We start from the raw sequence: 1,651 nt of genomic DNA, 5'->3' as shown, positions 1-1,651 counted from the left end.
CCGTACAAGAGTGCTCTGAGCTTGTGGCTGGAGAAGACCGGGCGCAAGCAGCCCGAGGACTTGTCGGCCAAAGAGGCCGTGCTGTGGGGTACTGTTCTGGAGCCCGTATTGGCGTCAGTTTATGCCGAGCGCACTGGCCGCAAGGTGCGGCGTGTGAATGCCGTGCTGCAGCATCCGGAGTATCCCTATCTGCTGGCCAATCTCGACCGCGAGGTGGTGGGTCTGCCGGAGGGCACCGGCATCCTCGAAATCAAGACTGCCAGTTATCACTCGGCCCCGCAGTGGGAAGAGGGAGTGCCGGTGGCCTATCAGTGTCAGGTGTTGCATCAGCTCGCGGTGACGGGCCTGGCTTGGGCTGATGTCGCCGTGCTGATTGGAGGGCAGGATTTCCGCATTTATCGCATTGAGCGCGATGCCGACAAGATGGCCGACTTACTGGCCCGTGAAGCCGCGTTCTGGCGCTGTGTCACTGAGGATGTGCAACCCGAGCCCGATGGCTCGAGTGATGCAGGTATAGCGTTGCAGTGGCTCTACCCGCAGGACAATGGCCTGTCGGTGGATTTCACCGACTCGGCCGAGTTTTGTCAGTTGTTTGCGGACTTACTGAAACTGCGCGACATCAAGGAGCAGACCGAAGCTCAGGAGTCCCAGCTCAAGCAGCGAGTACAGAACGCTCTGGGGGATGCCACCACGGCGCTGTTCACCGGTGGCAAGGTGACCTGGAAGAAGAGCAAAGACCGGGTTGCTCCGGACATCGACCGACTCAGTACCGAGCACCCGGAAATCGTGCAGCAGTACAGCAAGCCGGTTGTGGGCAGTCGGCGCTTTGTCATTCAGACGGATAGAAGGAGCGCATCATGATTAAAGGACTGGCGATTACCCCACCGGTGATTGGGCGCATCAGCATTGGCCATCTGGTGCAAAAAGGCGAGAAGTGGGTACCAGAGAAGGATGACAGTTTTACCCTGACCACCCAGGTGCAGGGACGCAACGGCTGGGTATTGCATCCCCTGCATCAGCAGTACAGCGAGCAAGCCGCCAACGGCAAGCTCCGAGCCATCCCGGTGCGATTGCTGTTCAATGACTCTGAGCTGAATCTGAGAGCCGAGTTCAGCGCCTTTGACCGCAGCAGTGGCCGCCCGGTGTGTGTTGGTAATGGTGAGACGGCGCGGCGAGTCACCGCTGAGGGACTGGAAGAAATGGCCTGCCCCGGCCCGGACCGCTGCCCATTTGCCAAGCAGGCCGGTTGCAAGCTCTATGGTCGATTGAATGTGCAGGTGGATGGTCAGCAAGATGAGCTGGGTAGCTTTATCTTTCGCACCACCGGCTACAACTCGGTACGCACCCTGGCAGCGCGACTGCGTTACTTCGAGGCGGTGAGCGGCCAAGCCACCCGCTATCTGCCGTTGCTGCTGCGCCTACGCGCCAAGAGCACCACGCTTTCGTACCGCACACCGGTCTACTACGTGGATTTGACGTTGCGCGATGACAGCACCTTGGCGCAAAGCGTGCTGGCCGCCCGGCAGGAAGCCGAGCGTCAGCAAGAGGCTGGAGTCGATACCGAAGCACTGGAAGCCATGGCCCGAGCGCTACTGGGCAATGGTCAGTTTGAAGAAACCGAGGAGGATATCCCGCAGATGTTGGAGGAGTT

Annotated in this window: 2 protein-coding genes; both read left to right on the top strand. The window is 60.0% G+C overall.

The annotated features are described in order from the left end of the window. Window positions 1-861 (top strand): YqaJ viral recombinase family nuclease (locus ACYVG7_RS10405; protein WP_460883048.1); only part of this gene is annotated, 861 nt, incomplete at its 5' end. Next, a partial coding sequence (locus ACYVG7_RS10400; protein WP_460883047.1) for a recombination directionality factor occupies window positions 858-1,651 on the top strand: 794 nt, incomplete at its 3' end. The genes ACYVG7_RS10405 and ACYVG7_RS10400, both read left to right, overlap by 4 nt.

This window comes from Pseudaeromonas pectinilytica, assembly GCF_054780855.1.
The sequence above is the reverse complement of the archived record's forward strand: the minus strand, read 5'-3'. Positions and strand labels throughout refer to the sequence as shown.